The organism is Myxococcus dinghuensis, from assembly GCF_024198235.1.
In the GTDB taxonomy this organism is placed as follows: domain Bacteria; phylum Myxococcota; class Myxococcia; order Myxococcales; family Myxococcaceae; genus Myxococcus; species Myxococcus dinghuensis.
The window spans coordinates 99,935-123,645 of record NZ_JAKCFB010000026.1 but is presented as its reverse complement, the minus strand read 5'-3'; the positions used below and the strand labels follow the sequence as shown (position 1 = coordinate 123,645).

Here is a 23,711-nt window from a genome sequence, read left to right as displayed (position 1 = left end):
TCACGCGGCCCCGGCGTGGCGCGACCTCAGATGATTCCACCATTGGCGCGAAGCACCTGCCCGTTGATCCACCCGGAGTCCGGGCCCGCGAGGAACGCCACCGCGGCGGCGATGTCCTCCGGCTGCCCCAGTCGCTCCAGGGGCGCCAGCTTCGCCAGGCGCTCGACCACCTCCGGCGCCTTGCCCTGGAGGAAGAGGTCTGTCGCGGTGGGCCCCGGCGCGATCGCGTTGACGGTGATGTCGCGGCCACGCAGTTCCTTCGCGAACACGCTCGTCATCGCCTCGACGCCCGCCTTGGTCGCGGCGTAGACGGCATATGTCGGCTGCAGCAACCCCACCACGCTCGACGAGAAGTTGACGATGCGCCCGCCTCGCCGCAGTCGCGTCGCCGCCTCGCGCAGCGTGTTGAACGTCCCCTTCAGGTTGATGGCGACCTGCCGCTCGAAGCTGGCGTCGTCCGTCTCCGCGACGCTCGCCAGTCGCATGATGCCCGCGTTGTTCACCAACACGTCCACCCCACCGAAGGCCGTCTCGGCCGCGTCGAAGAGCCGCCGCACTTCCTCCGTCCGGCTGACGTCCGCCTTCACGGCCACTGCCCTCCCCCCGGACTTCTCCATCTCCTGGACCAGCGCCTCCGCGGGCGCCGCGCTCTGCGCGTAGTTGACGATGACCGAGAAGCCGTCGCGCGCCAGCCGCCGGGCAACCGCCGCGCCAATGCCACGCGAAGCGCCCGTCACCAGGGCCACCTTCGGAGTCTGCGTCTTCATGGGCTCTCTCCCCGCCAGCGTCGTTGCCGGCATGGAGAGAACATGCGCCCTCCACGCTCCGGAATAATCTGCGGCGATTCGGCAGCACTGTTCGGAATCACCGACCAATCAAGCCCGGGCGAGGCCACCCCCAGCGAGCGCCTGGCGAGAGGCCGGCCCGCCCCCGAGCCCTCTGGAGAGAGGCCCCGAGGCGGGCGAACCGAGGCTCAACTCCGGCGACGACGCAGCAGGAGACGGGAGGCGACGGCCATCGCCAGGCCCCACACGGGCGCGCCACCAGCCGCCGCGCAGCCACCCTCGTCGTCACCCCCGTCATCCGGCTGCGGCGTGGGCGACCCCTTCCCCACCTTCACGGCGAGCTTCGTGGAGGCCGCGCGATCACCATCGCTCGACAGGTCCGCGTTGGACGAGTTGCCCGCGCCGAAGAGCGTGAGCGTCACGTCCGTCGCGGGCGCCACGAGCGAGAAGGTGAAGCGCAGCTCATTGTTGGTGAACGGCTGGGGCGACGCATGTGACAGCTCGCTGCCCAGCTTCTTCAGGCCCGTGCCTCCGGCCTGGAGGGTCGCGCCCGCGTTGTCCACGGCCAGCCCCACTCCGCCCGTCTTCGCGGCGCCGCCCCGGATGATGAACACGTACTCCCCCGTGGCACCGGGCGCGAGCTCGGACGGCCCCTCCAGCGAGACGGTGGGCGCCGTGCCCCCTTGATGACACGTGCTGCACGTGGGCCCGTCCTTGCCGGACTGCCCCGTGATGCCCGAACTCGTGGCGAAGGCGGGGGTCGACCACGCCAGGGACACTGCGACCACTCCGATGACAGCCGACAGACGACGCATGGATGCTCCAGGGGGACGAATGGGACCAACGGACCGCGACACACCTCCGGCCCCACGCGCTCCAGGCCACGACGGCCTGCCTCACGTGGAGCCCGAGGTGTGTCGAGGGAAGACGGGTGCGCGCTCAGCGCAACTGCAGGAACGAGAACGACAGGCCCTGGGTGGTCAGCGTGGACCGCCCCTCGTCATCCAGCACGTGCAGCGTGGTGGACGCGGCGCCGGCGCCGAACTCGGTGTAGAGCGTGTGGTTCTCCGACTCGAACAGGAAGACGCTGCCTGACGTGGAGGCGATGTCCGAACGACGCGTGGCGACCAGCGTGTCGAGCTTCAGCTCCCACCACTGCCAACCCGTGCCGCTCGCCACCGTGCGCGGATGCGTCCCCTCCGTCACCGGAGCAATCGTCTCGTCGAGCACGCGGATGAAGGCCGTCCCGGAGGGGCCCGGGATGAGGGCGCCCGCGGTGCCACCCCCCACCAGCGAATCGAGCGAGCGATAGAACGTGGTGTCGAACGCGCGGGTCCGCGGGTCGTAGCGCAGCAGGCACGGCTCCGGAGAGTCCTCGCCCACGACCCGGCGCACCGCCGCGCCGTAGGCCTCCGTGGCCACGTAGACCTGGCCATCCGGCCCCACCGCGGCGTCGTGCGTGTACCCGCAGCGCTCATCCGTCGCGATGGAGGCGGTGTCCGTCGCCGTGTCGATGGAGACCACCGCCGCCTTGCGGGTGATGCCCACGCCCGACACCGGCCGCCACCCCACCGGCATGATGACCTGCTGCCCCACGCGCACGACCGCGCCGGAGAACGCCAGCACCGTGTCCGGGATGACCAGCTCCGACAACGCGATGGTGCCCGTGACGCTCATCGCCTGGGGGTTCCAGACGACGACCTGCGCCGTCGCCCCGTCGAAGTAGTACGCCTTCGTCTCCGAGATGAACTGGAAGTTGGCCTGGTACTCGCCCAGCGACGAGATGCCCTGGGCCGCGAAGCTCACCGTCCCGGACTGCGCCAGCGTGTCCTTGTCGTCGAGCGTGTAGCGCGTCACCGTGGCGCTCTCGTCGCTGACCACGTACAGCGAGCCCGTCTTCGCGATGCCCACGCCCAGCGCACGCCCCGGCACAGAGATGGCGCCCTCCAGGGACAGCGACCCGGACTGCTCGGCCTTCGTCGTCAGGACGACGTAGCTCTGCGTCGGATCCTGCGCGAGCAACTGGGTGGTGACGGCGTACAGCGACGATGCCTCGTCCTCAGAGTCCCCGCAGGCAGACAGCAGGGACAACGAGAGCAGCGCGGCGGACAGCCGCCGGGAGACCAGCGCAACGGGAAGTGTCATCGGGATGGAGCCTCTTCGAGGGGACGTGATGCGCCGCATTCCCAGCAAGAGCCACCGGAACGGGGCTCTCCCATGAAAATGATACGCATTCTCATTATCCCGATCTGTAGAGCCGTCAACCCACGATGTCAAGGATTGCCTGTTCAACCCCCTCAATCAGCCTTCGCGAAATTCTGAGACGGGCAGTGAAACATCGCCTGCCATGAGCTTCCCGGTGGAGGCGTCTCGGCTCGTGCGGGGACAGGGCTTTTCTCCTGCCAATTGCGTCACATTGAGGTAGATCCGACTCGTTTCGACTTCCAAACAGGGTACGGACTTACCCGTCTAAACTCGTCTTCCTGTTTAAATTCCACCCAGTTTGCGGAATTTTACCGGCGTTGGATAGAGTTCGTCGGGTCACCCGCACCGCCATCCACCTTCTGGTGTCCACGGACTCCCATGGAACTCGCATCCCGAGCGGCGCCCCAGAGCCCGCGCCAGATCGTACGGGCAGTGTTGCACGAAGCGGTGGAGAGCAAGCTGGGCGGTGAGGTGGTGGTGAAGTCCGCCACGGTCTCCGGGCGGATCTTCATCGTCGAGCGGAAGGTGGCCTGGGCCGTGCTCACCAGCGCCGGCGCCCTGAACTTCTCCGCCGTGCTCCTGCAGCAGCGACTGGTGAGCCGCGAGGACGTCGCGCTGGTGATGGCCGAGTGCCGCAAGAACGGCGGCAACTTCTGCGAGGTGCTCATCGACTGGGGGCTGGTCGACCGTGACGTGCTCCGCGAGCTCTTGCGGCGACACATCGCCAGCCATCTGCAGCTCCTGCTCTCGCTGAAGGACGCCCAGGCGCTCTTCGTCCCGCAGCCGCGAACCTATTCGAGCCAGCTCACGTTCACCCTGGACGAGCTGACCCAGCCTGTCGAACCGCAGCACCCCCACACCCAACTCGAGAGCGAAGTCATGGCGAACGTGAAGCAGTCCCTGGAAGAGACCCAGAAGATCGAGGGGGCCTTCGCGGCCTGCTTGGTGGACTCGAAGAGCGGCATGTGCCTGGGCAGCATCGGCGGCAACGCGAACTTCAACATCGAGACCGCCGCTGCGGCCAACACCGAGGTCGTTCGCGCCAAGGTGAAGGCGATGCACGTGCTGGGACTCAAGGACAAGATCGAGGACATCCTCATCACGTTGGGCGAGCAGTACCACGTCATCCGCCCGCTCTCCGCGCGCGAAGGCCTGTTCCTCTACCTGGCGCTGAGCCGCGCCAACTCGAACCTGGCGATGGCGCGCTTCCGCCTCGCGGAGATCGAGAAGGGCCTGAGCATCTAGGCTCGCGCTCCGCGCGTCACGCGCCGACCGGGGTCATCCACGGGCCGCGTCCTCTCTCGGGACGCGGCCCGTTCCTTTTCCGGAGGTGTCGTGACCAACCAGGCCAGCGGGGGCGCGGCGACCTGGAGGTCAGGTCCGTCGCGCGCAGCCACGCCGAAGGCTCGCCCCTCCGCCCGTTGTCCCCCCACCCACCGGCCCGCATCTTCATCCGGAGGCGCGCCCCTCACTGCTCGCGCCAGGGGGAACACCATGAAGGCCATCGTCATGACGGGCTACGGTGACGTCGACACGCTGGAGCTGCGCGACATGCCGGAGCCGTCGGTGGGACCGGGCGACGTGAAGGTCCGCGTGAAGGCCGCGAGCGTCAATCCCATCGACTGGAAGATCCGCAAGGGCAGCCGCCAGGGGTTCATCCCCGTGCGCTTCCCGTACGTCCCGGGCCGCGACGTCTCCGGCGAGGTCGTCGAGGTGGGCCGCGACGTCACGCGCTTCAAGGAAGGGGACCAGGTCATGGGGCTCGTCAACGGCGGCTACGCGGAACGCGTCGTCGCCCCCGCGGAGGCCTGGGCTCCCGTGCCCAGGTCGCTCGACACCCGCGACGCCGCCGCCCTCCCCCTGGTCTCCCTCACCGGCACCCAGTTGATGGAGGAGGGCGTGGATCCCCACAAGGGAGACACCGTGCTCGTCACGGGGGCCATGGGGAGCGTGGGACGCGCGGCCGTCCACGCCGCCAAGCGCCGCGGCGCGAAGGTCTGGGCGGGCGTGCGCCGCAAGCAGAAGAGCGACGCGGCCCAGCTCGGCGTCGACGGCGTGGTGGCCATCGACGACCCGGCCGACCTGGACAGCCTCCCCCCGCTCGACGCCATCGCCGACACGGTGGGCGGCGAGACCACCACGCGACTGCTGCCCCGACTCAAGCCGGGTGGCACCCTCGGCAGCGTCGTGGGTGAGCCGCCCGGCGCCAAGGAGCGCGGCATCCAGGTCCGGTCCATCCTGGGACATCCGGACGGGAAGCGGCTGGCCCAGTTGGGCGAGGACGTCGCCCGGGGCGAACTCGCCATCCCCATCGCGAAGCGCTTCCCCCTCCGGGACGCGCGCGAGGCCCAGCAGACCGCGGAGCGCGGGGGCGTCAACGGCAAGGTCCTCCTGACGCCCTGACAGCACGGGGCCTCGGCCCCTTCGCGCCGTGACACGTCTGTCGCGAACGGGCCCGGCCGAAGCCCTGCCCGCCCGCTCGCTCTCCAGTGAGCAGGCGAGCGGCACAGCGGTTGCTCCTGACGCAGATGTCACCGCGAAACAGGAGCCGCCCCGTGTCACGTCCCCTCCTCCTCGCCGCCCTCCTCCTCACGTCCGCCGCGAGCGCGACGGAGCCCCTCATGTCCCAGCCCCCACCGAAGGAGGCGCGACGCACCTTCTCGCTGTGGACCCGGCCCCTGATCCACACCGCGCTGATGGTCGGTGGGGTGGGCGCCAACGTCCGCTACTTCGCCGTTCCCCTGGGCGTGGGGCTGCGGCTCTCGGACTCGACCGAGGGGAGCCTCGAGGCGACCTACACGTACGGGAACTCGACGTGTGCGGGCCACCAGGAAGACTGTGGCGTCATGAAGGGTCTGAGCCTCGCCGCCGGAGTCGCGTGGTGGCCGCGCCCCAACCCCAGGGGGTCGGGCTTCTACCTGCAGCCCCAGCTCAGCGCGCGGCGGACCTGGGACAGGCACCCCGTGCGCACGACGGGCCCCTCCTCCGCGAGCGTCGCGGTGCGCACCTTCGACGGAACCCAGGCCACCGTGGGAATCAACCTCGGGTACCGGCTCGTGGGCCGCAACCTCCGGGGGTTCATCGAACCGATGATTGGAATCGCCGCGGGCTACAGCTGGGGCCAGCGCCGCAACCGGTTCGACTGGCGCAGCCAGTACGCCACGCCCTGGGGGAACGAGCACGGCGACCGCGCCGTCTGGGACCTGAACCTGGATGTCTTCCGGATCGGCCTCAGCTTCTGACGGACATGCTCCAACGGCCGAGGCGCTCTCGGGCCGCGAGACATTCTCAGGTGATGACAGCCCACGCCTCCCGGCGAGACTCCTGAAACCTCCAGATTCCACGCCGACGATACATTGGTGGCTGGGCTTCCATGAAATCATGGATTGGGAGCTACGTCATCAGGCGGATCCCCCTCTCGCATCGCGAGCCGCTTGGGTATACCCGTCATGTCATGAGTCGCGCATCGTGGGTCGGGACCTTGCTGGGCGAGAGATATCAGCTACGTCGTCGTATCGGCGTGGGCTCGATGGGGATCGTCTACGAGGCCGAACAGCTCGACCAGGGTGACGCGGTGGCCGTCAAGGTCCTCCAGCAGCACCTGGCGCCCGACCCGGCGGTGCGCGCGCGCTTCCGTCGCGAGGCGCACGCCACCGTGGGTCTTTCGAACCCCCACCTGGTGAAGGTGAAGGACTTCCAGTCCCCTCCGGACGACCCGCCGTACCTGGTCATGGAGCTGCTCCACGGCCAGACGCTGCAACTGCTCCTGAAGCAGGAGGGTCCCATGTCCGCCGAGCGCGCCGCGCGGCTGGCGGTGCAGGGCCTGTCCGCGCTGCAGGTGGCGCACGACGCGGGCATCGTCCACCGCGACATCAAGCCGGACAACCTCTTCGTCATGCCGCAGGAGGCGGGAGACACGCTGAAGCTGCTGGACTTCGGCGTCGCGCGGCTGCTCCACGAGGACGACACCGCCCTGGGGACCGAGTCGGGCGCCTGGGTGGGGACGCCGTCCTTCATGGCCCCCGAGCAGGTCCGCTGCAAGCCGGTGGACGGACGGGCAGACATCTACGCCATGGGCGCGTGCCTGTACCAGATGGTGACGGGGCGGTTGCCCATCGAGATGCAGGACACGGTGGCGCTGCTGTCCGCCATCATCGAACGCGTGCCCGCGCCGGTCACCAGCCACCGCCCGGAGCTCCCCGAGGCGTTCGCCCAGGTCGTGGCGCGCGCGCTGAACAAGAACCCCGCGGAGCGCTTCGCGACCGCCGCCGAGATGGCCGAGGCCCTCGCGCCCTGGGCGGGTGGCCAGCGTCACGAGCACGTCGCGAACGTCGCGACGACGAGCGGCGCGGCGGCCTCCCTGGCGACGGAGGAGCCACGGCATGTCCAGGAGCACCCCGTCGACGCGTCCCCCTCGGGCGAGCTCGACACCACGCCCGCCGCTCTCCCCGACCGCCCGGAGGCGGCCAGCGTTCCAGCGCTCACCGCGGAGGGAGGCGCGGACGCCTCGCCTCCTTCTCCCGCTCCCGCGACGACCGCCGACGCCCTTCCCTCGGATGATGACGACGACGCGACCGTCGTGGGCCTGTCTCCCCGCGAAGTCTCGGTGACGCCCACCGGGGACTCGCCAGCGGAGAACGACGCTGTTGCGGCCGCCGGCGGGAGCCCGTCCTCCTCGACGGAGGATGACGAGGCCACCGTCAGCGGACGCCTGCATCGCCCCGCCCCCCGGGAGTCCGAGGCGGCGCCCCCCATGGAGCAGGGCGACACGGCAACCGCGGAGGCGACGCAGGCCTCGGCGGGAACGTCCCTCGAAGGCGCTCATGAGCCGGTGGTGCCGCTCTTGCCGGAAGAGGCGATCCGCATCGGAGAGCCCGAGGACGACGACGCCACCGTCATCGGGGCGCCCGCCATCGCACCACGGCCTTCCGGTCCCATCCTCATCGGCGGGGCTTCCGACGATGACGACGACGCCACCGTCGTCGCCATGCCCGAGGAGCGCCCCAAGCCCTCGGAGCCCATCCACGTCGGCGGGCCCTCCGACGATGACGGCGACGACGCCACCGTCATCGAGCTGTCTCCCGAACGCGCGACGCGAGCCCCCCGCCCTGCGCTCGTGGCCGCTCGACCGGTGCCCCCCGCGACGGCGAAGGCCGCGCCCTCGACCCCGGCCCCTCGACGAGCCACGCTCAAGCGAGCCCTCGTGCTCGGCGTGGCCCTGTTGGGAGCCGTGGTGTGCGGCCTGATGCTCTGGCGCTGAGGCTCTCGGACAGTCGTCCTCCGCGAGTCTCACGCCTTGGCCGTCAGTGGACGATGAAGGTCGACGGCAGCAGGACGCGCGCGCTCCGGGCCTGGAAGAGGCTGTCCTTCAGGTGCAGTTCGATGACGGCGTGCTTGCGCTTCTCGAGCTCCACGCGCTTCGACTTGAACAGGATGGCCCCGGAGCGGGCGTTGATGAGGCCACTGGAACCCGCCTCCTTGAAAGCCCCCACATCGTCGAAGTGCACGATGACCTCCGCTTCCTCCGCCGCCTTGGGCAGATAGAAGTTGCCGAGCAGGTAGGCGTGGTCCTCGCGCGTCAGCTCCATGGCGCGTGCCTCCTTCCCGAGCTGGAACACCAGGGGCTTGCCCTGCGCCATCACCTCGATGCGCGACACCCCGAGCAACACCTGCTCGTATCCCGCCGAGTCCCTCCCCGTCAGCCGCAGCTCGAACTTGTCCCCCTCCGGCGTGTCGTCGTCGTCTCCGGCGCTGCAGGCGCCGAGCGCCCCCGTGAGGCACAACCCCACCAGGACCACCCATCCCACGTTCGTCTTCATGGCCATGGCTCCTTTCAGAACTTCGGTTCCTCGGCGTTCTCGAGGCCCCACATCGGGTCCAGCGAGAAGATGCCCTTTCGCAGCGGGACGGCGACCCGGACGCCGGAGTCGTTGAAGGCCGTCAGCTGCCCGAGCAGGTCCTGGAGCAGGAGCTGGTGGGGCGCCGCGAAAACGGCCAGCGTGTGCAGGTTCTCCGGCATGGGCGTACCGAAGAACCGCTCGTTGCACGTGGCCGTCACCAGCTCACGCGCGACCTGCACCTCCAGGCGCTCCAGCTCGCTCCGCGGCGAACCATCCACGGCGACCGCGGGGTTCGCCCACAGCACTCCGAGCGCGGCGTTCACGGTCCGCACCTGGCCCAGGCCGCCCATGCGGATGGGCCCCTGCGAGAGGCACTCGTTCAACGCCTTCTCGCTCGAACCGAAGAAGCCACGGCCCCGCGTCGGCGCTGACTGCTCCTCGGGGGGCTGGCTGAAGGCGCACGTCGCGCCATCCCCGAACTGGGTGTTCGGGCCCGTGGCCACCTTGGTCAGCGCTCCCGTGACGAGGTCCGCCAGATAGAACGTGTTGGCGACGGCGGTGTCCTCGTCCGTCGAGCCGTAGAAGTACAACTGACCGGCGCTCGTGAAGATGGCGGAGACCATGGAGTTGCCCACGGACGGAACTCCATCGATGAGCGAGGGGAGGAGGTAGTCCGTGAAGAAACCGGTGGTCGGGTCGATGGTGGTGATGCGCTGGGTGGCGCTGTTGAAGCCGTAGACGATGCCGGTCAGCGGGTTGACGGCCACGTCCCGCACCCGGAGGGTCTCCGGAGTGCCCACGCCCCTGTCGCTGAGGGTCGCGCCCGTCGTGCTGTCGATGTGCACCATGTGGTTGCTGGAGATCTCGAACGCCAGGTACGTGCCGTCCTCGAGAATGGCGCCAGCGCCCCACAGCACCGTGGAATCCGCTCCGGAGACGACGGGGGCGATGACCTCCGCCGACCCGTTGGCGTCCACCCGGATGAAGCTGGCCGGGGACACCCCGTCCGACGCAATCGCATACAGGAAGCCGTTGCGGTGGTTGAACGCGAGGGCGTTGTACGGCAGCGCGCTCTCCCCCTGGAGCATGAGCGTCGCGGTGCCCGGGTCGAAGATGTAGAGCCGCGACGGTCCCGCGGGCAGCCCCTTGTCGGTCGACGACGACGTCGAGAAGTACACCGTGTCGTCGCAGGGGAGGATGGGCTCCGGATCACACCGGACGTTGACGCCCGACTGGCTGGAGCCGCTGTCCCACCCCACGGAGAACACGTTGGTGAAGCTCACGTCCGTATCGGGCGTGGAAGGGTTCGTGTCCAACACGCCCAGCGCCAGGCAGGCCTCCCTGCTGACCACGAGGTATGGACACTCATAGGTGAGCTTGCCGCCCACGGGGACCGTCTGCGGGGGCGAGGGAGAGAAGGTGCAGCCCGACATCAGCGGGTCCACGGCCGACAGCAGTTCCGAGGGCAGCGTCGGGTGGATGTTCTCCGCGCTGAAGGAGAAGGTCAGCGTCGTCGGATAGCTGTTGACCACCACCTGCTTCGCACCATTGACCTGTTTGTCCGCGCGGAAGTCGTGCGCCCGGACACCGGAAGACCAGAGCGTCCCTCCGAGCAGGACTCCCCACCATTTGTAGTTCATCGTTCGCGCCTCCCGCCCCTCCGCCACGCGGTCAGGGCGGCGCGGCGCATTGCACGGGAAGTGCCCACCGCCCCCCGTCGCATCCACTCTCTGGGCGGGTGTCTGCCCATGCCGGGCAAAACCTTCCACACGACAGGGACCTCCCACCCCAGGCCCTGCGTTCTCGATTCTCGAAGACGCGAGAGAACGTCAGTGGTGGAGGCACATCGCGCGCATCGTGCCCCGGGGCAGTCGACGGTGGAGCGGTCCACGCGGCGGCGATAGCACGGGCGGGAAAGTTGGGCTCCGGCGCGCTGAAACAACTTCAGTCAGGCCGCGTGCCCGGTTCGGAGTCGCGCTCCACGCCGGCCGTCGGTGGCGGGAACCAGGGGACGCTGACGACGACGACCCGCTGGACGCCGGACAGCAGCAGCGCGCTGCGCACCAGCTCGGCGCGGCGGCCATACAGGACGGCCCGATACCACCGGGACTCGAGCAACTCCGGCACCACCACCACGACGGTGCAGTGCGCATCCTCGGCCAGCAGCCGGTCCAGGTAGTCGCGCAACGGCTGCATCAGGCCTCGGTAAGGGGAATCCACTTCCTCCAGCCGAGGCGGTGGCAGGTGAGCCTCGTGGGCGGGGCGTTCGATGAAGCGAGGCCACTGCCGCTCGAGCGTCTCCTCCGGCTCATCCGCGTCGTCGATGCGGACGTGGACGACGCGAACGTCCGGCGAGAGCGTCAGGGCGAAGCGGAGCGCCGCCTCGGAGGCATGGGACCAGCGCCCCATCGGCACGACGGCGACCAGCCGGCCCTGTGTGTCCACCCGGAGCGGCCGATGAAGGCTCGTCTGGTCACGCACCCGCAGGTAGGCCGCGTGGATGCGATTGAACAGGAGCACGCCCGACGGAATGATGGCGACCGCGGCCCAGCCTCCATGGGTGAACTTGGCCACCACCACGATGCCGAGCGCCAGGCCCGTCATCGTCGCCCCCAACCCGTTGACGAGCCGTCGCCACTGCCAGCCCGCGAGCTGGGGGTGGCGGTTCCAGTACAGCACCATGCCCGCCTGGGAGAGGGTGAAGGCGAGCAGCGCGCCGATCGCGAACAGCGGGATGAGCCGATCCGTGACGGCCCCCGTCACCAGGATGAGCAGCCCGGCGAGCACGGACAGCAGGAGGATGCCGCGCGAGTACGCCAACCGCCTCCCCCGGTGGACGAACGCCACGGGCATGTAGTGGTCGAGCGCCAGCAACCAACACACGCGTGGGAAGCCCGCGAAGCTGGTGTTGGCGGAGAGCGCGAGCACCCCCAGGATGGAGCACATGGCCACGTAGTAGAAGGCGCCGCGCCCCATCACCGCCCCCAGCAACTGGGACAACACGCTCTGGTAGCCCGGCCCCGAGGGCGCCGTCGCGCCCACGCCGAAGATGCGGCAGAGCACGGAGACCCCCACCAGGAGCAGCACGAGCAGCGCGACGATGAGCGTGAGCGTCGCGCGCGCCCGGCGCACGGAGGGCGCACGGAACACCGGCACCGCGTTGCTGACCGCCTCCACCCCCGTCATCGCCGTGCAACCGCTGGCGAACGTCCGCAGGACCAGCCAGACCCCCACCACCGCCGAGGGCGCCGGCAGCGGCGGCGGCGCCACCACGGGCGCGACACCCGCGCCCTCCGTGAGCGCCCGGAACACCCCCACCGCGATCAACGCGAAGAGCGAGCCGATGAACAGCGCCGTGGGGAACAGGAACAGCGCGCCCGCCTCGCGAGCCCCCCGCAGGTTGACCAACGTCAGCAGCGCGAGCAGCCCCAGCGCCAACCACAGGGTGTAGGGCTGCAACCGGGGGAAGGCGGAGACGATGGCGCCCACGCCCGCGGAGATGCCCACCGCCACGTTGAGCAGGTAGTCCAGGAGCAGCGCGGACGCGGCGAGCAACCCCACGCGGCGCCCCAGGTTCTCCCGCGCCACCGTGTAGGCCCCGCCTCCGACCGGATACGCGGCGATGGTCTGTCGATAGGACGACGCCACCACCATCAGCAGCCCGACGATGGAGAGGGTGATGGGCAGGAGCCACCAGACGCCCCCGGGCCCCAACGGGCGCAGGACGGTGAGCGCGGCCTCCGGTCCATAGGCCGCGGAGGACAGGGCATCCAGTCCCAGCAGCGCGACGCCCGCCAGGATACCCACCTGTTCATGCGACTCCTGGGTGCTCTTCAGGGGCGTGCCCAGGAGCACGTCCGCCACACCGCGGCCCCGCTTCGCCCTGTGTTCCATGCGGCGCCTCCCGCCCGCGCGGCGCGAAGGACGCCGTCCACGGGCCCGCCGGCCCGGCGGCCGGACTTCGGTGCATCCGGGCCCAAGTTGGGGTCGGACCGTGGCGCGTGGAGCAGCCATCCGAGGCTGGCGCGAGCCCCACCGTCTGGTGGGCCTCCGGGCGCCGCTCTTTCACCCAGGCGACGACGTCCCCCGGGGCCAATGGTGAGCGCCGGACACCACCCACCAGGTTCTGTCGTCGCCGGACGCTCCGCCCCCGGGTCGCGTTCTCCGGAAGGGTCCCCCCTGCTCACGTCCGCGCCCTTCCCGCATACGGAGAGGACAGCACGCATGACCCTGAGGCTCTGGAAGACGTTGTCGGTGGTCGCCACCCTGGGATTCACGGGAGCGGCGCTCGCGCAGGAGGCCCCGGAGACGCAAGCACAGCCCGTCTCCACCTCGGAGCCGGTCGATGTGGACGTCCGCGCGGCCCACATCTCCGGCCCGCAGGTGGCCATCGGCGTCAACATCGGTCTGGGCGCCGGCTACGTGTACAAGCACGGCACGTCGCGCACCACCGGAGCCCCCGAGAACCTGAAGATCACCGACGCCGCGGACGTGTCCATCCCGCTGCTCGTGGAGCTGGGCTACCGCATCAACCCGCGCTTCTACGTCGGCGTCTGGGGCACCTGGGAGAAGGTCTTCACCAAGACCAACGACATCTCCTGCCCGGAGAACTTCGACTGCAACAACTCACAGTGGCGCTTCGGGCCGGAGGGCCGCTTCCACTTCCTGCCCACCTCGCGCTTCGACCCGTGGGTAGGCCTGGCCGTGGGCTTGGAGATCCTCAAGAGCCACGTGAAGGGAGACACGCAGGTCGCCCTCCCCAACGGGGCCACCGCCCCCGCCCGGTTCGACTCGTCCGTGACGGACCGCGGCCCCACCTTCGCGCGCCTGAGCATCGGCGGCGACTACCGCCTGGCGCGCTTCTTCGCCGTGGGGCCCATGCTCACCGCCTCCATCGGCAGCTACACCGTGCGCACGGGAGACCAGACGCTGACCATCGACGGCATCCCCCCGCAGACCTCCCAGGTGTCCGCCGTGAAGGACGGCTTCCATGGTCTGTTCACACTCGGCGTCCGCGGCGTCTTCCACACGTTCTGATCGCGGCTCGCGCGCTTTCTGAGGAGATGGCTCGCGCGGCGGGGAGGGCCACCCGGCGGTGGTCCCCCTGCCCCGGAGACCGGCGGACTGGGTCAAAAACACCCCTCCTGTGAGTGCCGCATCTCGTCAATAAAGGCTCACTCCCCCCGCCTCGCGGCCCCTTCCCAAACCTTTCCTACATGTCAGGGGATGCACGGGTATTTACAGCCATCGCGGGGCAGTCGAGCATTGCGCTCCATGGCTGCCTTCCCCCCTATCCCGACGCTTCTCGACAGCCCTGTTCCACTTTCCGTCGCGCGTCCGCGGTCCGCGCGCCTCGCCCCGCTGGGGTGCGCCCTGCTGCTGGCGCTCATGGTCGCGCCCGAGGCCCGGGCGGACGCTGACGCCGCGCCCGTCGCCGTGTCGGACGGTTGGCGCTACCGCTGGGGGGACTCTCCCCAGGGCACGGACGGCATCCCCTTGTGGGCGCAAGATCCAGCCGCCACGGCGGAATGGAAGGAAGTGGATGCGCTCAAGGAGCCCCCCGGGCGCGGGCAGAACAAGTTCCTGTGGTTGAGCATCCCGATGCCGACCGGCCCCTGGGCGGAGCCAGCCCTCCTGGTGGGTGAGGTGACCAACGCCATCGAGGTCTTCGCGAACGGCAAGCGCATCTACACGAGCGGCGTGCTGAACACGGACAACTGGGAGGTCTCCCACAACATGACGTGGCACCTCATCCCGGTGCCGCGCGAGGCGCTGGGTGGGCGGCTGCTCCTGCGCATCCAGTCGAGCAACCCCAACATCGGCATCTTCCAGTACGCGAAGCTCGGCTCGCGGCACGCGCTGCTGGCGACCGTCGCGCGCGACGGGCAGACGCCGTTCGTGCTGGCCATCCTCCTGCTGGCGGTGTCGGCCGGCGCCGGTGGCGCGTTCGCGCTGCACTGGCGGCGGCGGATGCTGGCGGGCCTGGCGGTCTTCACGGCCAGCGGTGGCCTCATCATGCAGGGCCTGAGCGGCATGCCGGAGGCGCTGTGGAACGCCGCGCTCATCGGGACGCGCGGCACGCTCCTGGGCGTGTTCCTCCTGGTAGCGGGGCTCATCGAGTTCGTCTCCGACGCCATCCTCAACAACGAGCGCCGCTGGTTCCGGCTGGGCGCCATGGGCTTCTCCGTGGTGTCCGTGCTGTGCGCGTTCATCTCCGTCGTGAACCTGGGGGCGGGACAGCGCCTGATGGTGCCCTTCCTGCCCATCACGCTCACCCTGATGATCGTGTGCCTCGGCATCGCGAGCCTCGAGGCCTGGCGCGGCAACCCCGACGCGCGCCTGTTCATCATCGGCCTGAGCGGCCTCATCTTCTTCACGTTCATGACGGTGCTGCCGGTCATCGGCGCCATCAGCACCAACTTCGGCAACGTCACGCACTGGGGCTACCTGGCGCTGACGCTGTCGCTGCTGGCCATCGTCGCGCGGCGCTCCATGGAGGTGGTCCGCTCGCTGGAGGCCTACACGCACAAGCTCGAGGAGCGGCAGCAGGAGGTGCGCAACCTGGCCGAGCGCATGGGCACGGGCGCGGGCGAGCTGGCCACGGTGGTCCAGCAGCTCCGCTCCACCAGCGACCAGCAGACCGAGGGCGTCAGCCGCCAGGCGGCCGCGCTCCAGGAGGCGGAGCAGACGGTGAAGGAGATCCGCCGCTCGTCGCAGATGACGGCGGAGAAGGCCAGCGCGCTGGCGTCGTCCGCGGAGAGCGCCGAACAGGTGGGCCGCGAGGGCACGGCCGCGCTGGAGCGGACCCTGTCCGACCTGGCCGCCATCCGCACCGAGGTGTCGGAGATGGCGCGGAAGATCCTCGCCCTGGACGAGCGCACGCGCGAGGTGTCCGGCATCGTCGACTCCGTGAAGGACCTGGCGGACCAGTCCAACATGCTGGCCATCAACGCGGCCATCGAGGCGGCGCGCAGCGGCGAGAGCGGCCGGGGCTTCGGCGTCGTCGCCCGGGAGATGCGCGGGCTGGCGGACCAGTCCATCCGCGCCACGCACCGCATCCGCGAGGTCCTCAACGGCGTGAGCGCGAGCATGCGCGAGGCGGCCCAGTCCAGCGAGAAGGGCGACGAGCGGGTGCGCCTGAGCCTCGACGCGGTCCGGACCTCCAGCGCCCAGTTCCAGCAACTGGCCATCATCATCGGCGACTCCAGCGCGAGCATGCGGCAGATCACCGCCGCCGTCAGCGCGCAGGACGCGGGCACGCAGCAGATGGCCATGGCCATCCAGGAGCTGTCCGGCCAGATGCAGCGCACGCTGAAGACGGTGCAGGAGACGCAGGAGGCCACCCGCTCCGTGCAGGGCCTGGCGGAGAGCATGTCCGGCATCGCCACCCAGTCCCTGCGCACCGACGAACCCGTCGCCCCACGCAACTAGCCCCCGCGGCCCCACCCCATGCCCGGGACGAATGGAGGAACCATGCGCCCACGACTCCTCCCGCTCGTCCTGTGGCTGGGCCTGGCCTTCGCGTGTGGCGGCGCGCGCGGGGCCCAGCAGGGCGACACGCCGCCGCCCCCGGACACGACCGTCGAGGTCCGCAGCTTCAAGAAGGTGGACGTCAACCTCTTCGTCCTCAGCCCCACCCGGCGGATCCGCCTGGGCACCGTGCCCGGCATGACGACGCGCGCCTTCGTCGTCCCGCCCGCGGCGCTCTCCGACTCGGGGCGCGTGCGCTTCGGCATCGAGGTCATCGGCACGTACGGCGCCAACGACATCGGCAGCGAGCGGCGCTTCGAGAGCGAGCAGGAGTTGAACGTCCGCCCGGGCGACACCCTCTCGCTGACGGTCCGGTAGGTCGACGAGGAAGAGTCGGAGGCCGCGGCTCGTCACGCCGGCCCGTGGGGCGATCCCCACGATTCGTCGCTGGTCCTGCTTCGACCGCGCGACCTAGGCTCGCGGCATGACCACGCAGGCCCCCGGCGTCCTCCTCGAAGTCGAAGCCCACGTCGCCACCCTCACGTTCGACGACGCGCCCCGGCGCAACGCGATGACCCCCGAACTGGGCATCGCGCTTCGGGCGCGCGTCGCGGAGCTGCGGGGGCGCGACGACGTGCGCGCGGTGGTGCTCACCGGCGCGGGCGGGGCCTTCTCCGCGGGAGGCGACCTCCAGATGCTGGAGCGGCTGCGTCAGTCGCGCTTCGAGGAGGCACGCGCCTTCATGCTCGAGTTCTACTCGCGCTACCTCAGCATCCTCGACCTGCCCTTCCCCACCGTCGCCGCGGTCGAGGGCGCCGCCATCGGCGCGGGCCTGTGCGTCGCGCTCGCGTGTGACCTGTGCGTCGTCGCGGAGGACGCGAAGCTCGCCCTCAACTTCGTCCAGCTCGGACTGCACCCGGGCATGGGTGCCACCTGGTTGGTCCCGCTGCGCGCGGGGCCCCAGCGCGCCTCGGAGCTGCTGCTCACCGGCCGCCGCTTCGACGGGCGCGAGGCGGCCCGACTCGGCCTCGCGCTCGAGGCAATCCCCGCCGCCCAGGTCCAGGCCCGCGCGCGTGCCCTGGCGACCACCATCGCCGCGAACGCGCCGCTGGCCACGCGGGGCCTCAAGGGCCGGCTCGCCGTGGACCGGGCGGGGCTCCAGCGCGCGCTGGAAGAGGAGGCCCGGCTCCAGGCGGAGAGCTATGGCAGCGCGGACCTGGGCGAGGGGCTCGCCGCGGTGACGGCCCGCCGACCGCCCGTCTTCCAGGGGCGCTGAGCGGACGCTTCGTCCACGCGAGCCCCCAGCGTCGCGCGATGACGTCTCGGGGACGCGATGGCCGGAGCTTCTATCTTGTGAGGGAGGAGGAGGGACGACGATGGGCGAGCTGAGACTCGAGCGCCACCTGCACGGCGTGCACGTGGTCCTCATGTGCGAAGAGGACGCGGAGGAACAAGGCGAATGGGTGCTGGAGATCCTCGGCCGCCTGCCCCCGGGGGGCCTCATCCCCGGCCGGACACTGCGCTTCGGGTGGTCCTCGCTGCGACTCGACCCGCGCGGCGATTCGCTCGTGGTGACGGAGCCCGACTTCGACGGGGACCCGCGGCAGGACTGGCGCGACGACATCACCACGACGCTCCGGGTCCAGGGCCGGATGCTGGAGACCACGCAGACCGTGGGGGTGGATCCGTTGTTCCCCCGCCATTCGGACACGTTCGTCGCGGTGCCGGGTTGGGAGGAGAGCCCCCGTGTCGCCCTGGCGCGCGTGCGTACCCCCGAGGGGAGCGACTCCGGCTGGCTGGTGCTTCCACCCGGGCCTCCAGGCGGCGCCTCCTTCGACACCTTCCCCGTCCATGTCCTGCTGCGACGACGCCCGGCCCTGCTGGCGGCGCTCGCCCTGCCCACCGGGTGGGTCGCGGAGTTCGACGGAGACACCCTGCTCGGTTACGGGAGGCCGGACTGAGGGCATCCGGCTCGTTCCCGGCCTGTCAGCCACGCGAGGCGTCTGGCGTCGACAGGTCCCAAACGAACGAGACGAAAAAGCACCATGCCCAAGCTGAACCAGATCATCGCCGTCGAGAAGGGCGTCAAGAACCGCTCCCAACAGGAGCTGACCCAGGCCCATCACGACCTCCAGAAGCCCGCGCTGCTCAACGGCATCTCCCGCACGTACCAGCCCCGGGACGAGGAGGGTGAACGCTTCCCCCCCGAGTCCACGCGCGTGCAGGTGCGCACGGACGACGTGTTGAAGAAGTCGAAGGAGATCCTCTCCCGCCTCTTCGACGTCACCGCCACCAAGGACCTCACCAACTGCCATGCCCGAGCGGACGTGCGCGTGGACGGCAAGGTGCTGCTCAAGGGCGCGCCCGCCACGTACCTCCTGTTCCTGGAGAAGCAGTTGGTGGACCTGCACACCTTCGTGAAGAAGCTGCCCACCCTCGACCCGTCCGAGTCGTGGGTCGCCGACCCGGCCCAGGGCCTGTGGGCGACCGAGCCGGTGCAGACCGCGAAGACGAAGAAGGTGCCTCGCAACCACGTGAAGGCCGAGGCCACCGAGAAGCACCCCGCCCAGGTGGAGGTCTATTACGAGGACATCGTCGTCGGGTACTGGAAGACGGTGAAGTTCTCGGGAGCCCTGCCCGCGACCCGCGTCTCCCAGTTGCTGGAGCGCGTCGAGAAGCTGCAGCAGGCCGTCAAGTTCGCGCGTGAGGAGGCGAACGCCGTCGAGGTCGAGGAGCTGAAGGCCGGGGACTCCGTCCTGGGCTATCTCTTCGGCTAGCCGCCGTCACGCAAAGGTTTCAGGAGTACAAGCTCAAGCTCAGCCGTAGATTGACGCCGAGCATCCCCAGGTCGCCTTCAGTGCAGGTTCGAATCCTGCCCCCGCCATTCCACCTCACGGCGGGGTAGCCCAACGGTCGAGGCACGCGACATCAAGGGGACGCGGAGCACCCCACGTTCAGACTCTCACTCCAGACTCAGCATTCGCTGTCGCAGGTTCGATCGACCACAGCCGCCCGTCACCCCAGGATGCTGGTGCAATTCCAGCCCGCCACTTCGTCTCACCTCACGTGGCGGTCGTCTAATCGCAAGACATGGGCCATCAACTTCGAGGCGGCTGATTAAACGTGCGGACCTCATCCATGGCAGCACCCCGGGCCCGGTCAGGAGGACACCCTGATCGGGCCCACTTCATTCGAGGCCCCGTGCTCCTTCGCGCCCAGCGCGCCCGGGGGCGGATGCCGCACAGGCTGCTCGGCCGCACCGAGGCCACCGCTTGTCCCTCGTGACGGAGCCCTCGTCCCGCGTCCAGGTGCCTTCGTCACATCCCACGACCACTCCACGCTGCTCCCGCCTAAGAGAAAGCCACGAGCCTTCTCTTGCAACCCCGTAGCGAGGAGTACGTGTATGCATCGTCCCTCATCCGTTCGCGGAACCTTCCTGGCCTGCGCGCTGACCCTGGCCCTCGCGCCTGGGTGTGAGCCGGCCTCGCCGCTCCCCTCCCCGTCTGGGCCTCGGGAGACACATGCCCAGGCGCTGTCCTGTGCCGACAGCCAGGTGCCGGTGATGACGGGCACCATGACGCCCTCGGGGCTCGCCAGCGCCTCGAGCATCTACGCCCCCGCGTTCGACGCCTGGAAGGTGTTCGACAACGTGGACACCTCCGCCTCGATGTGGATCTCCAACATCGGGCAGCTCCCTGTCTGGCTCCAGTACGAATGGATGGACGGCGCGCGCTACGTCACCCGCTACGCGCTCACCTTCGCCAACGGCTCGCTCACGTCGCGCGCCCCACGGAGCTGGACCCTCCAGGGCTGGACCGGCTCGACGTGGGCGGTGCTCGACACGCGCACCAACGAGACGAACTGGCTGGGCGTCGAGCGACGGGAGTACACCATCGCCTCACCCGGTGCGTACCCCCGCTACCGGCTCCACGTGACGGAGGACAACGATCCGCGCACGGGCATCGAGGTCATCTCCCTGGCGAAGTTCGACCTGATGGGCTGCGCGCAGGACACGACACCTCCCGCGCCCCCCACGCTGCTCACCTTCACACCGCCCTCACCCAGCACCGTCCTCGCGACCTCTCTCTCCGGAACCGCCGAGCCCGACGCGACGGTGCGCCTGTTCACGGGCAGCGGCTGCCTGGGGAGCCCCGTCCTGACGACGACCGCATCCCCCAGCGGCACGTTCTCCTTCTCGCCGACGACGACCGCCAACGGGGTGAGCTCCTTCTCCGCGAAGGCGGTGGATGGACAGGGCAACACGTCCGCCTGTTCGGCCGCGATCGGCTTTCTCCATGACAACGTGCCGCCGGCCATCCCCTCCCAGCTCGTCTTCATCCCAGGGTCTCCGAACCCGACTCCCACCCCGAAGCTGACGGGGCGGACCGAACCCGCCGCGCTCGTCCAGCTCTTCAGCGGTCCGGGTTGCACGGGCACCCCACTGGCCCGGTTCACCGCGCACGACGTCTCGGGAGACTTCTCGTTCCTGGTGAACGCGGCGGCCAACACGACCACCGTGTTCTCCGTCCGCGCGCTCGACATGGTCGGCAATGCGTCCAATTGCTCCGCGGCGGCGACCTACGTCCACGACTCACTGCCCCCATCGGATCCCATCGTCGAGGCGGGGCTCACCCCCCTCTCTGGAGGGACGTTCGCGGGCGTATTGCGCGCGCGAACCGAACCCGAAGCACGGGTCGCGCTGTTCGCGAACGCCGACTGCTCCACGCCCCTGGGCGAAGAGGGGGCCGCGGACGACCGCGGCGAGGTCCGGCTCCGTCTCACGCCCAGCCAGCTTGGCGTCACCTTGTTCATCCGCGCCGTGGACGCGGCCGGAAATGCCTCCGCGTGTGTCCCCTTCTCCGAGCACTGCATGGCCGGCTTCCGCGACTGCGACGGCAACCCCGCCAACGGCTGCGAGGTGTCGGTGATGGACGACGCGGCGAACTGTGGCGCGTGCGGCACCGTGTGCGGTGGAGCGGCCTCCGCCACGGGGGTCTGCGGAGGCGGGACCTGTGGTCTGGGCTGTGTGGTGGGGACGTTCGACTGTGACGGCAACGCCGCCAACGGCTGCGAGTCCGCGACACCCTGCGCGCGGAACACGTGCGAGGTCACCCCTGAACAGGAGTTGTTCATCACGGACCTGTCCGTGGTGGAGGACCCGGTGCGCACCACGGGCGCCGGCGCGTGGACCTTCGGGACGCTGATGCGGCGGATGAATGGCGGGTTGGATCCATCCGAGCTGGTGCGCCGGTGGATGAAGACCTGGTCGCAGCCCCAGGTGGTCGGCTTCTCGTTCGTCCCGCCGCGTCCCGCCATGACCTCCATCGTGCTCGGACCTTGGGAGGCGCGCAGTGGAGGCGCGAGCGCCCCGCTGAACTTCCACATCGCCCCCTTCCGCCTGCTGGCCATCGTCAACCGCCTGGACCTGCGTCAGGAGGGCACACACGCGGGCGAGGGGCGCTTCGTCTTCGGCATCACGGACGCCCAGGGCAACCCCATGCCCTTCACGGTCATCCTCGAGTACGTGCTGCCGGGCGACGGGCCGGAGGACATCCAGCGCTGGGCCCGCGACTGGCACGAGCTGGGGCAGATTCCGCTCGGCACTCCCGCCTACAACGCGAAGCTCCAGGCCCTCACCGACCGCTTCACCGGAGCCTTCGTCGCGCCCGGCCGCTTCCGAGGCAGCGCCATCAGCCAGGTGCGCACCAACGAGAACTCACTGGAGCCACTGTGGGAGCTGCGCGAGTTCCACTTCGGCCCGACGGGGCTTGCTCCGGCGCCCCTGGCCTTGACGCCCGACACGTTCCTCACCGGCTCGAACCAGGTCGTGACGTTCATCCAGGAGAACCTCGCGGACGTCATGGCGGGGACGCATCAGGTGCCTCCACTCTTCCATGACCAGCCGTTCCAGGCGGGCTCCTCGCTCGCGCCCTTCTTCTTCCTCTGGGACGCGCCGGGCGTCGACCCCGAGGCCCGTCATCGGTTCGCCCTCAACACCTGCAACGGCTGCCACACGGGAGAGACGCAGACGTTCTTCCTCCACGTCTTCCCCCGCTTCGCGACCCAGCCCTCGGGCCCGTCGCCGTTCCTCCTCGGCACCACCGTCCCGGACCCGCTCACGGGCCAGCCTCGGACCTTCGATGACCTGGGCCGGCGCAGGGAGGACCTGGAGACGCTGGTGTGTGGCAGGCCTCCGAGCCTCCAGCTCACGACAGGGCTCGGTGGCGGCGCATCGCTCCGCGCCTCGCACGCGCTCGACGACGCGGCGCCAGCAGCGATTCCCGGCTTCCCGCCCCGCTCGAACCTGCCCCCTGGCCGCGTCCACTGACGCCCGGAGGACATGAGGCACGACAGCGGACCGCGAGGCTCCCACTCCGGAGCTCTCGCGGTCCGCGTGTCGCGTGATAGTCACCGCCTCTCATGCATCTGGCGCCCCATCCCTTCACCCTGCGGCAGCTCCAGTACGCGGTCGCCGTGGCGGAGAGCCTGAGCTTCCGCAAGGCCGCCGCGCGGTGCCACGTCTCCCAACCCTCGTTGAGCGCCCAGCTCGCGCTGCTCGAGGAGGCGTTGGGCGTCCAGTTGTTCGAACGGGACCGCAGGCGCGTGTTGCCCACCTCGGCGGGAGAGAAGTTGGTGGAGCGCGCCCGGCGGATTCTCCTGGAGGCGGATGACCTGCTGGAAGAGTCCAGGCGCGTGGGGGACCCGTTCGCGGGAACCCTGCGCGTCGGCGTCATTCCGACCGTCTCCCCGTACCTGCTGCCAGCCGTCGCACCCGCCCTCCGGCGACGCTTCGCTCGACTCACGCTGGCCTGGGTCGAGGAGAAGACGGAGGTGCTCATCCGCGAATTGGACGCGGGAAGCCTCGACGCGGCGCTGGTCGCGCTGGAGGCGGAGGTAGGGGACGTGGAGCGCGAGGTCATCGCAAAGGACCCGTTCTTCCTCGTCACGTCCCACACGCATCCGCTCGGAACCAAGGACACACCCGCGACTCCCGGCGAGTTGAGGGAGGCGAACGTCCTCCTGCTGGACGAGGGACACTGTCTCCGGGCCCAGGCACTGGCGTTCTGCTCTCGTGCCCGCGCGCACGAACTCGAGTTCCGGGCCACGAGCCTGTCCACCCTGGCGCAGATGGTCGCCAGCGGCACGGGTGTCACCCTGCTGCCCGCGCTCGCCCTGCCCACCGAGGTCCGTCGCGCCGAGTTGAAGGTGCGTCCTCTCGCGGAGCCCGTGCCATACCGCACCCTCGCGCTCGTGTGGCGCCGCCGCTCACCACTGACGGCCGCGCTTCGCGAGCTGGCCGGTGTCCTCCACGAGCACTACCCCACGTCGGTCGCGAAGGCTCCACGCAAGGCGCTGCGCCCACGGCCCCCGTGAGCACGGCCCGGGTCTTGCGGCCCGAGCGCACGGTGCG

18 protein-coding genes are annotated in these 23,711 nt (G+C 70.0%); 12 read left to right on the top strand and 6 right to left on the bottom strand.

Annotation, left to right across the window (positions count from 1 at the left end):
• Positions 1-26 precede the first annotated feature (26 nt).
• From LZ198_RS28700 to LZ198_RS28690, 3 genes are all read right to left on the bottom strand, one after another.
• Positions 27-767 carry an SDR family oxidoreductase gene (locus tag LZ198_RS28700; protein ID WP_253975277.1) on the bottom strand — a complete coding sequence of 247 codons (741 nt, stop codon included), beginning with the start codon at positions 765-767 and terminating at the stop codon, positions 27-29.
• A gap of 206 nt (positions 768-973) precedes the next feature.
• Positions 974-1,600: an MXAN_6652 family MXYO-CTERM-anchored protein gene (locus LZ198_RS28695; RefSeq protein WP_253975276.1), complete on the bottom strand. Its 627-nt coding sequence runs from the start codon at positions 1,598-1,600 to the stop codon at positions 974-976.
• A gap of 124 nt (positions 1,601-1,724) precedes the next feature.
• Positions 1,725-2,930 carry an NHL repeat-containing protein gene (locus LZ198_RS28690; protein ID WP_253975275.1) on the bottom strand — a complete coding sequence of 402 codons (1,206 nt, stop codon included), beginning with the start codon at positions 2,928-2,930 and terminating at the stop codon, positions 1,725-1,727.
• Positions 2,931-3,422: 492 nt separating this feature from the next.
• Here LZ198_RS28690 and LZ198_RS28685 point away from each other — a divergent pair, with 492 nt between their 5' ends.
• The 4 genes from LZ198_RS28685 (at position 3,423) to LZ198_RS28670 (ending at position 8,250) form a co-directional block, all read left to right on the top strand.
• Positions 3,423-4,235: a hypothetical protein gene (locus LZ198_RS28685; RefSeq protein ID WP_253975274.1), complete on the top strand. Its 813-nt coding sequence runs from the start codon at positions 3,423-3,425 to the stop codon at positions 4,233-4,235.
• A gap of 249 nt (positions 4,236-4,484) precedes the next feature.
• Positions 4,485-5,393: an NADP-dependent oxidoreductase gene (locus LZ198_RS28680; protein WP_253975273.1), complete on the top strand. Its 909-nt coding sequence runs from the start codon at positions 4,485-4,487 to the stop codon at positions 5,391-5,393.
• Between the two features lie 152 nt (positions 5,394-5,545).
• Positions 5,546-6,232 carry a hypothetical protein gene (locus tag LZ198_RS28675; RefSeq protein ID WP_253975272.1) on the top strand — a complete coding sequence of 229 codons (687 nt, stop codon included), beginning with the start codon at positions 5,546-5,548 and terminating at the stop codon, positions 6,230-6,232.
• A gap of 239 nt (positions 6,233-6,471) precedes the next feature.
• A complete protein-coding gene (locus LZ198_RS28670; protein WP_253975271.1) occupies positions 6,472-8,250 on the top strand; it encodes a protein kinase domain-containing protein in 1,779 nt (592 codons plus the stop codon).
• Between the two features lie 43 nt (positions 8,251-8,293).
• On the opposite strand, the gene LZ198_RS28665 is transcribed toward LZ198_RS28670, so the two are convergent.
• The 3 genes from LZ198_RS28665 to LZ198_RS28655 all read right to left on the bottom strand — a co-directional run bounded on the left by LZ198_RS28665 (position 8,294) and on the right by LZ198_RS28655 (position 12,724).
• Positions 8,294-8,809 (bottom strand): hypothetical protein, encoded by a 516-nt coding sequence (locus LZ198_RS28665; RefSeq protein ID WP_253975270.1) that lies wholly within the window; start codon positions 8,807-8,809, stop codon positions 8,294-8,296.
• Positions 8,810-8,823: 14 nt separating this feature from the next.
• The gene (locus LZ198_RS28660) at positions 8,824-10,470 is read right to left on the bottom strand and encodes a DUF6923 family protein (protein WP_253975269.1); all 1,647 of its coding nucleotides are present in this window, start codon (positions 10,468-10,470) and stop codon (positions 8,824-8,826) included.
• A gap of 304 nt (positions 10,471-10,774) precedes the next feature.
• Positions 10,775-12,724 carry an APC family permease gene (locus LZ198_RS28655; RefSeq protein ID WP_253975268.1) on the bottom strand — a complete coding sequence of 650 codons (1,950 nt, stop codon included), beginning with the start codon at positions 12,722-12,724 and terminating at the stop codon, positions 10,775-10,777.
• 330 nt (positions 12,725-13,054) lie between these two features.
• Between LZ198_RS28655 and LZ198_RS28650 the strand changes: the two genes are divergently transcribed.
• The 8 genes from LZ198_RS28650 (at position 13,055) to LZ198_RS28615 (ending at position 23,674) form a co-directional block, all read left to right on the top strand.
• Positions 13,055-13,867, top strand: coding sequence for a hypothetical protein (locus tag LZ198_RS28650; protein WP_253975267.1), 813 nt, complete (start codon positions 13,055-13,057; stop codon positions 13,865-13,867).
• A 351-nt stretch (positions 13,868-14,218) separates the two neighbouring features.
• Positions 14,219-16,261: a methyl-accepting chemotaxis protein gene (locus tag LZ198_RS28645; protein ID WP_253975266.1), complete on the top strand. Its 2,043-nt coding sequence runs from the start codon at positions 14,219-14,221 to the stop codon at positions 16,259-16,261.
• Positions 16,262-16,303: 42 nt separating this feature from the next.
• The gene (locus LZ198_RS28640; protein WP_253975265.1) at positions 16,304-16,678 is read left to right on the top strand and encodes a hypothetical protein; all 375 of its coding nucleotides are present in this window, start codon (positions 16,304-16,306) and stop codon (positions 16,676-16,678) included.
• 106 nt (positions 16,679-16,784) lie between these two features.
• Complete coding sequence (locus tag LZ198_RS28635) at positions 16,785-17,576, top strand: enoyl-CoA hydratase/isomerase family protein (RefSeq protein ID WP_253975264.1); 792 nt, start codon at positions 16,785-16,787, stop codon at positions 17,574-17,576.
• A gap of 100 nt (positions 17,577-17,676) precedes the next feature.
• Positions 17,677-18,261: an immunity protein Imm33 domain-containing protein gene (locus tag LZ198_RS28630; protein ID WP_253975263.1), complete on the top strand. Its 585-nt coding sequence runs from the start codon at positions 17,677-17,679 to the stop codon at positions 18,259-18,261.
• Positions 18,262-18,345: 84 nt separating this feature from the next.
• Positions 18,346-19,077, top strand: a complete 732-nt coding sequence (locus LZ198_RS28625) for a DUF7873 family protein (protein ID WP_253975262.1) — start codon at positions 18,346-18,348, stop codon at positions 19,075-19,077.
• A gap of 626 nt (positions 19,078-19,703) precedes the next feature.
• Positions 19,704-22,628 carry a hypothetical protein gene (locus LZ198_RS28620; protein ID WP_253975261.1) on the top strand — a complete coding sequence of 975 codons (2,925 nt, stop codon included), beginning with the start codon at positions 19,704-19,706 and terminating at the stop codon, positions 22,626-22,628.
• Between the two features lie 92 nt (positions 22,629-22,720).
• Positions 22,721-23,674: a LysR substrate-binding domain-containing protein gene (locus tag LZ198_RS28615; RefSeq protein ID WP_253975260.1), complete on the top strand. Its 954-nt coding sequence runs from the start codon at positions 22,721-22,723 to the stop codon at positions 23,672-23,674.
• Positions 23,675-23,711: the final 37 nt, after the last annotated feature.

What these genes read in the sequence shown, in the direction of transcription:
- LZ198_RS28660 (WP_253975269.1), bottom strand. Translation starts at nt 10,470, where the DNA reads ATGAACTACAAATGGTGGGGAGTCCTGCTCGGAGGGACGCTCTGGTCT.
- LZ198_RS28645 (WP_253975266.1), top strand. Translation starts at nt 14,219, where the DNA reads ATGGTCGCGCCCGAGGCCCGGGCGGACGCTGACGCCGCGCCCGTCGCC.
- LZ198_RS28680 (WP_253975273.1), top strand. Translation starts at nt 4,485, where the DNA reads ATGAAGGCCATCGTCATGACGGGCTACGGTGACGTCGACACGCTGGAG.
- LZ198_RS28650 (WP_253975267.1), top strand. Translation starts at nt 13,055, where the DNA reads ATGACCCTGAGGCTCTGGAAGACGTTGTCGGTGGTCGCCACCCTGGGA.
- LZ198_RS28635 (WP_253975264.1), top strand. Translation starts at nt 16,785, where the DNA reads ATGACCACGCAGGCCCCCGGCGTCCTCCTCGAAGTCGAAGCCCACGTC.
- LZ198_RS28690 (WP_253975275.1), bottom strand. Translation starts at nt 2,930, where the DNA reads ATGACACTTCCCGTTGCGCTGGTCTCCCGGCGGCTGTCCGCCGCGCTG.
- LZ198_RS28665 (WP_253975270.1), bottom strand. Translation starts at nt 8,809, where the DNA reads ATGAAGACGAACGTGGGATGGGTGGTCCTGGTGGGGTTGTGCCTCACG.
- LZ198_RS28655 (WP_253975268.1), bottom strand. Translation starts at nt 12,724, where the DNA reads ATGGAACACAGGGCGAAGCGGGGCCGCGGTGTGGCGGACGTGCTCCTG.
- LZ198_RS28695 (WP_253975276.1), bottom strand. Translation starts at nt 1,600, where the DNA reads ATGCGTCGTCTGTCGGCTGTCATCGGAGTGGTCGCAGTGTCCCTGGCG.
- LZ198_RS28615 (WP_253975260.1), top strand. Translation starts at nt 22,721, where the DNA reads ATGCATCTGGCGCCCCATCCCTTCACCCTGCGGCAGCTCCAGTACGCG.
- LZ198_RS28620 (WP_253975261.1), top strand. Translation starts at nt 19,704, where the DNA reads ATGCATCGTCCCTCATCCGTTCGCGGAACCTTCCTGGCCTGCGCGCTG.
- LZ198_RS28625 (WP_253975262.1), top strand. Translation starts at nt 18,346, where the DNA reads ATGCCCAAGCTGAACCAGATCATCGCCGTCGAGAAGGGCGTCAAGAAC.
- LZ198_RS28640 (WP_253975265.1), top strand. Translation starts at nt 16,304, where the DNA reads ATGCGCCCACGACTCCTCCCGCTCGTCCTGTGGCTGGGCCTGGCCTTC.
- LZ198_RS28700 (WP_253975277.1), bottom strand. Translation starts at nt 767, where the DNA reads ATGAAGACGCAGACTCCGAAGGTGGCCCTGGTGACGGGCGCTTCGCGT.
- LZ198_RS28630 (WP_253975263.1), top strand. Translation starts at nt 17,677, where the DNA reads ATGGGCGAGCTGAGACTCGAGCGCCACCTGCACGGCGTGCACGTGGTC.